The following is a 7,324-nucleotide window of genomic DNA, read 5'->3' on the forward strand; positions in this document are numbered from 1 at the left end:
TAGATTTACCTGCGGTTTATGCTGATGAAAATCGCCTGGATCAAATTTTATATAATCTGATTGGTAATGGGATTAAATTTACAGAGACTGGGAAAGTAGAAATATCGGTAAAGACGATCGATCTACAACAAAATTCGCAGTTCAACGATCGGCATCCAATTCTCCAAAACCAACAATTAGCAATTACTATTTCTGATACTGGTATTGGTATTGCAGAAGATAAACTAGACAGAATATTTGAATCTTTTGAACAAGCTGATGGTTCTACAGCTCGTGAATATGGAGGTACTGGTTTAGGCTTAACAATTACTAAAAAACTGGTGGAATTACACGGAGGAAAAATTTGGGTGAAATCTCAAATTGATATAGGTTCTCAATTTACTTTTACTCTGCCAATATCTACAGAAATTGCTATTAGTAATAATTCCTATATATCAAAATTTAAAGATGCTAATGATCTAGTTATAACTGAAGAACAAGAAGAAGAAATTGTAACTCAAGAAGAGTTAAAAGATGATGCCATCAAATCACTAGAAACCGACAAAAAATTTAAAATTATGATTGTCGATGATGAACCAGTAAACTTACAGGTACTCGTCAATATTTTATCCCTCCAAAATTATTCCATAGTTCAAGCAATGGATGGTATAGAAGCTTTGAAAATAATTGAAGAAGGTTTTCAGCCCGATCTAGTTTTATTAGACGTAATGATGCCAAAAATGACTGGTTATGAAGTTACACAAAAATTGCGACAAAATTTCTTACCTAGTGAGTTACCAATTCTAATGTTGACTGCTAAAAATCAAGTCTACGATTTAGTAGAAGGATTGAATGTTGGTGCTAATGATTATCTGACTAAACCAATTTCTAAAAATGAACTAAATGCCAGACTTAAAACTCATTTGAGACTATCTCAAATCAATAGTGCTTATGGTCGATTTGTGCCTTACGAATTTCTCAAATTCCTCAAAAAAGACTCAATAATTGATGTAGAATTAGGCAATCATGTAAGTAAAGAAATGGCAGTAATGTTTTCTGATATTCGCTCCTTTACCGCTCTTTCAGAAACAATGACACCCCAAGAAAACTTTAACTTTGTTAACTCATATTTAGGGCGTGTAAGCCCACAAATTAGAGATAATTCTGGGTTTATAGTCAAATATTTAGGAGATGGAATAATGGCTGTATTTCCCAATGGAGCAGACGATGGTGTCAAGGCAAGTATTGCTAAAATCAAAGAAGTTGCAGAATACAATATTATTAGGAAAAATCAAGGTTATAGACCCATTGCCATTGGTATCGGCATTCACTTTGGACAAATGATGGTAGGTATAGTAGGAGAACAAGCAAGAATGCAAGGTGATGCTTTTTCAGATAGTGTAAACTTAGCCGCTCGTTTAGAAGGATTAACAAAATTTTATGGTGTTTCTATAATTATTAGTGAAGCAGTATTTGATAATTTAGTAGATGCCAATCAATATCAAATTAGATTTTTAGACCGAGTCCAGGTAAAAGGGCGGAATCATCCCATTAAAATTTATGAAGTTATGGATGGAGAAACCGAATCTTTGCTAAACTTAAAAAAACAAGTTCAACTCAATTTTTCTCAAGGAGTTTTACATTATCAACAACAAGAATTTACCATGGCAAAGGAATATTTCCAGACAGTATTAACAGTAAATCCAAATGATAAAGTGGCTAAAATTTATTTAGAACGAGTTAATAATTTTTTATCAGAGGGGATACCTACAAACTGGCAAGGAGTTACAATCTGGAATCAAAAATAATGTAAGCATTAAGCAGTCAGCTATCAGCTATCAGCTATCAGCTATTTGTTATTAACTCATTATCATACTAGAGAGGAATTATCCACCAAGGAGAATTAAAATTCATTAATGAAATTGGCTATAACCTAACCTCAGTTATTGCTTGAATATGTTCATACATCTGATTGCTGTTTGCTTCGCGGTGACAAACGGAAATACGAGCTAGCTGTTTGCGCAGCATTCCGCAGGAAATGCTTACAAAATAATCAGGCATTGCTGAATTAAGGGATGAAAGTAGGTTTATAGGTATGGAGGGAACACTTAACTGGGAACAGGGAACAGTTAATATTAACAAGTAGTTCAAACCATCCAAAATACAAAATCAAAAATATAAAATTATCAAATCATACCCAGAATCAGCAACAACTCTAATCAAAAACTTGAGCAAATTGTATCTGTATAATTGAAAAAATTAGCGATCGCTATTATGCCAAAGTTACCACTAAATCCTCTATTTTGCCAACCATCACCAAAACTCCCCTTACGATTCATAGTCATTGTCCCATTTGTGCTGCAAATCATAGCAACAGTAGGATTAGTGGGATATCTTTCATTTACAAATGGTAAGCGCGCTATCAACGACCTCGCTAATCAGTTACAAGGCGAAATTACAGCTCGTATTCAGCAGAAACTGAATATTTTTTTAGATACTCCTCATTTGGTTAATCAACTGAATGTAAATGCTATTCGTCTTAATCAACTGAATATTCAAGAAATTAATGATTTAGAGCGTCATTTATGGCAACAAATTCAGTCTTTTGACTCCATTGGTGTCATTGGTATTACATCCACATCAGGATCTATGCTCGCAGTCAGTCGCCAAGATCGTAATAATAATAAATTTAATATCATCATTACAGACGAATCTACAGAAGGAGAACTGCGGGAATATGCTACCAACGCTCAAGGGGTACGGACTAATCTCATAAAAATCGTTCCGGAGTACAATCCCCGTATACGGCCATGGTATCAAGATGGTATAGCAGCAGGTAAAGCAGGTTGGGGTAAGATGTTTAGATCGCTCATTGATGAAAGAGTAGAAATCATGGCAACTCAACCAGTAATTGATAATGATGATAATGCCATCGCCTTAGTCTCTGCTACTCTAACTTTTTCTCAACTTCATGACTTTCTCAAACAGCTGAAAATTAGTAAATCTGGGGAAGCTTTCATTTTAAATCGTTATGGAAAATTAATAGCTAGTTCCGCCACTTCTGAATCTTTTATTCAAAAAAATGGGGACCTAGAATTAATTGATGCTGCCAACAGTAACGATCCTTTAGTTAATTCTGCAAGTCAACATCTGAAAGACAGGTTTGAGGACCTAAATCAAATCCAAAGCAATTTATTACTTAACTTTGATATTAATGGTCAACAACAATTTTTACAAGTCGTACCTTTTAGCGATAAATATGGTTTAGATTGGTTGATTTTGGTAGTAATTCCTGAAGCAGATTTTACAGAACGTATTCATACCAATACCCGAATTACTATTGCTCTATGCTTAATTGCATTAATCATAGCAATTATTTTTGGTTTATTCAGTTGTGAATTGATTATTAAACCAGTAAAAAATTTAAAGCAAGCAGCAACTTCTGTCTCTATTGGAAAGTGGGAACAAACAGTCAAAGAAGTTCCCATTGAAGAACTAGCAGTATTAGCTCAGGCATTTAATCAAATGACCGAACAATTACAAAAATCATTTGTTGAATTGGAGAACAAAAACTCTGCTTTACAACAGGCAGATCAGTTTAAGGATGAATTTATGAAAAATATTTCCCATGAACTGAGGACTCCACTGAATAGCATTATTTGTTCCATAAAATTAATTCTTGATGGCTTTTGTGATAGTCAAGAAGAAGAATTAGAATTATTAAATCAAGCTGATAAATCTGCTATTCATTTATTAAATCTAATTAATGAACTTTTAGATTTAGTGCAAATTAAACAAGGCAAACTTCCGGTAAACAAAAAGTCAGTAAATTTGTATGATTGTTTAAATGAAATAATTGATTCTCAGCAACATATAATTCAACAAAAAAATCTGCAACTATATAAATCTGATATTTCTAAATCTATATTTGTAGAAGCTGACCCCAATAAGCTAAAGCAAGTATTATTAAACGTTCTTGATAATGCAATTAAATTTACTGAAACTGGTAGTATTACTATTGATGCTCAGATTAAACCAAGTCTTAATACTTATGATATAGATCAAGTACCCATTGTAGTAGTAACTATAAAAGATACAGGAATTGGGGTAGAACCAAGCGAACAGTATAAACTATTTCAATCTTTTGTAATGGTAGATGGTTCAACTACTCGTGCCTATAGTGGTTGTGGTTTGGGGTTATCAATTTCTCGTAGTCTGATGGAATTAATGGGAGGTAATATTACTTTAAAAAGTGCAGGAAAAAATCAAGGTACTGTAGTTTCTCTCTCTTTACCCATGACTCTCAAAACTACAGAATAGGGGAAAGGAAGAAGGAAGAAGGAAGAAGGAAGAAGGAAGAAGGAAGAAGCTTTAAGAGAAGGAAAAATTTTACTTATATGGCAGTAGATATTTTCCCAACTTTTACACGGGACTATACCAACGGACATGATATTACTACAAAAGTCGCTAAAGTTTATATTTATTTAAACTATTCTGAAAAAAGAATGCTACAAAAAAGGTAGATATTGCTCGGATATGCTTAAAAATAGCGGCTCCAGTTCATTTGAGATAGTTATCTCTATCTTTTTTTCCTTTTTTTTCAATATTTACCAAATTATTAATTAGGGTTTGCTGAAAAAGTCTTATGAGTGAGGGTAGGAGACAGGAGACAGGAGACAGGAGACAGGAGAAAAGGGAATTTAGAGGAGATAGGAGCTAAGTTTTGTCCCAAGATTGTTCTGCTCAACTATGCGCCTAAAATACTAACTTTTTGAGCGTGAAGAGCTGATTCCCAGGCACTTTTTTCAACCCCAAAAAGGCTAAAACCTTTATCTGTAAATACTTTTAGATTTAATCAGCAAGCCCTAATTAGGGTTTGCGTATGGAAAGTCTTTTTGCTATGGTAGGGACCCACCCCTCGCCCCTCCCCCTCCCTGGAGGGGAAAAAGGGAGTAGGGAGTAGTGAAGAGTTAGGATGAACGGGGAGTTAGCTGAAGAACTGGTCATTCATAATCCACCCTTACTGTTTCTGTCATAATGACTCCAAAATCTTTACTTTTTCCGCTCCATCAACCGAAAAGCTGCTACTTTTTCAGCACTTAAAATTATTCAAACCTTTATCTCTAAATGCTTTGATATTTAATCAGCAAGCCCTAATTATTAATAATTAATAATTAAATAATTCTGGTTTAAAGCCTCCCCTTTTAAGGGAAAAAAGCGGTCGAGGGATGGATGGGTTTCCTGACCATATCCAATCGACCAAGAGAAAAGAAATAATATCTCCTTATATTCAATTTCGTAACGGTTTTAACCAGAGGTAATTATCAATTATCCATTATCAATTATCAATTAATAAACCCTTCTTCCTTCTTTCGTAGGGACGTTGCATGCAACGTCCCTACAATTTGTAACAAACATTTATCACGCTTGGTATTATATCAAATCCGCTTAATTGGACATAAAAAAATTCTCCAATTGCCATAACTACGCTCATCTTTCTAATTCTTTTTTCTCCTGAATTCTGTTTGCGGAGCATGACAAACGGAAATTCTGAATTGCAGAATTGCTGAATTCTAAAGACTTAACCATTCTATAACTTTTTAACCGAATTTGATATTAGTCTTTTTGGATCGAAAAAAGTGCTAGCTTTTTGGTCTAAAAAGTTCAAAAAGTTAGTATTGAGGGCAGACAAAGGCAGAAAAATCAAGGGACAATTCTTCTTCCTACCTCCTCTATAATTCCCATTTCTCCTGTAAGCATTCAGCTATTAGCGGTCAGCTCTCAGCTTTTTAATAAATGAAGCAAGCATTTGCTTAACTTCTACGACATTTTTAAACAAAGAATTGAAGCACAAGAACAGCAAGCTTAAATTGTCCACTAAAATTAATAAAGCTGATAACGCAGTTCCGACCATAGGAGGCTAGCTGATAGCTGACTGTTGAATGCTCACTTTCTCCTGACTCCTGAATCCTGACTCTTACCTTTACCATGCATACTTTTTCAGTAAACCCTATTTATAACTGTTCAACCAGACATGATGTAACTAATTACCAACTTGATGTAATATTAGACAAAACTAAAATCTAGGGTGAAAATATGCCATCCAATTCCGATCGTTTACCAGAAAAAGATTCAGGAATACCTAATGCTTCCGAATTATCTCCTTTAATCAAAAATTTATCAATTGCTGCCTTGGTAGGAATAATAGCTTTTGTTGGAGTAAGTTCTTTGATTATTGCTGCTAGTCAAAACAATATTATACCAAATTCAAAAAAGGCAGTTACATCTTAATTTGTGATTTATTCCTAAAAGAAAAAAATATAAATTCCATAAGTTCTAATATTTACATCTTTTTTCCTCTTTTTTCCTCTTTTTTATTATGTTTTTCTTTCTCTTTTCCCTGTTCCCTGTTCCCTGTATCCTAACTGTAGCAATATTTTATGAAATTGGTATTAATGATATTGAAATAACAGAAGGAAAATAGACTGTCGTATACTCAAAAGTTAAAAACAAAAAATTATATTCTCTCAGTTTCCAATTCCTAACTCAAGTTTTTAATAACAATTAGATAGCAGAATGTTACAAAACTGTAACGTTCAGAAATAGGGAAGAGGGAATAGAATATTAATTCAAATAGTATAACTAAATATAAAAATGAAGCAATTTTTTAAAATCCTCAAGAAAATTTTTTTTCCGGAAAAAGATGATCTTTTTCTTAAGTTAGTTGAAAGTATAGAAGTCACAGTATCTAAAATTCTATCTTTAGCATTGATAGGTGTCATTATTTTTGCTGTCTTTGACGTAGTAGTTTTTATCTATCAACGACTTGTTTTTACATCTAATCCTTTATTTAAAGATACATTATTTGAAATATTTGGACTATTTTTAAATATTTTAATTGCCCTAGAAATTTTAGAAAATGTTACTGCTTATCTTCGCAAGCATACATTTCAAGTAGAGTTAGTAATTGCTACTTCTTTAATTGCTGTAGCTAGGAAAATTATTATTTTTGATATTGATAAAAAACCAGGAGAAGATTTAATCGGATTAGGATTCGCTATTATTGCTCTATCCATTAGTTTCTGGATTATTCGATCGCAAAAAAATAGACCATCTAATCATTAAATATTATCATCACTACCCTGCCCTAGCGTTTTGGATTTCATATCATGTCTCTTTGAATACCCACAATAAACATTTTAGGGAGTAGGCAGTAGGAGAATGCTTTGACCGCTATAGCCTATCTATTTGAAAACCACTATAATAATGCTAATGCTACCAGACTTGAGAGCAAGCAAAATTTAAGATTGAACCTAAAACCTACAACCTACAACCTACTTCAATT

5 protein-coding genes are annotated in these 7,324 nt (G+C 33.3%); 4 read left to right on the plus strand and 1 reads right to left on the minus strand.

Going from position 1 to position 7,324, the window contains the following annotated elements:
* Positions 1-1,787 (plus strand): ATP-binding protein (locus F6K54_RS36605; protein WP_293088809.1); only part of this gene is annotated, 1,787 nt, incomplete at its 5' end.
* Positions 1,788-2,198: 411 nt separating this feature from the next.
* Here F6K54_RS36605 and F6K54_RS36610 read toward each other — a convergent pair.
* On the minus strand, positions 2,199-2,324 hold the full coding sequence (locus tag F6K54_RS36610; protein ID WP_293088811.1) for a hypothetical protein: 126 nt from the start codon (positions 2,322-2,324) through the stop codon (positions 2,199-2,201).
* A 10-nt stretch (positions 2,325-2,334) separates the two neighbouring features.
* Here F6K54_RS36610 and F6K54_RS36615 point away from each other — a divergent pair, with 10 nt between their 5' ends.
* The 3 genes from F6K54_RS36615 to F6K54_RS36625 all read left to right on the plus strand — a co-directional run bounded on the left by F6K54_RS36615 (position 2,335) and on the right by F6K54_RS36625 (position 7,104).
* Complete coding sequence (locus F6K54_RS36615; protein WP_293088812.1) at positions 2,335-4,299, plus strand: ATP-binding protein; 1,965 nt, start codon at positions 2,335-2,337, stop codon at positions 4,297-4,299.
* Positions 4,300-6,075: 1,776 nt separating this feature from the next.
* Positions 6,076-6,270 (plus strand): hypothetical protein, encoded by a 195-nt coding sequence (locus tag F6K54_RS36620; RefSeq protein ID WP_293088814.1) that lies wholly within the window; start codon positions 6,076-6,078, stop codon positions 6,268-6,270.
* Between the two features lie 363 nt (positions 6,271-6,633).
* Positions 6,634-7,104: a phosphate-starvation-inducible PsiE family protein gene (locus tag F6K54_RS36625; RefSeq protein ID WP_293088815.1), complete on the plus strand. Its 471-nt coding sequence runs from the start codon at positions 6,634-6,636 to the stop codon at positions 7,102-7,104.
* The last annotated feature ends 220 nt before the right edge of the window (positions 7,105-7,324 follow it).

Origin of the sequence: Okeania sp. SIO3B5, from assembly GCF_010692555.1 — a bacterium.
GTDB lineage: Bacteria > Cyanobacteriota > Cyanobacteriia > Cyanobacteriales > Microcoleaceae > Okeania.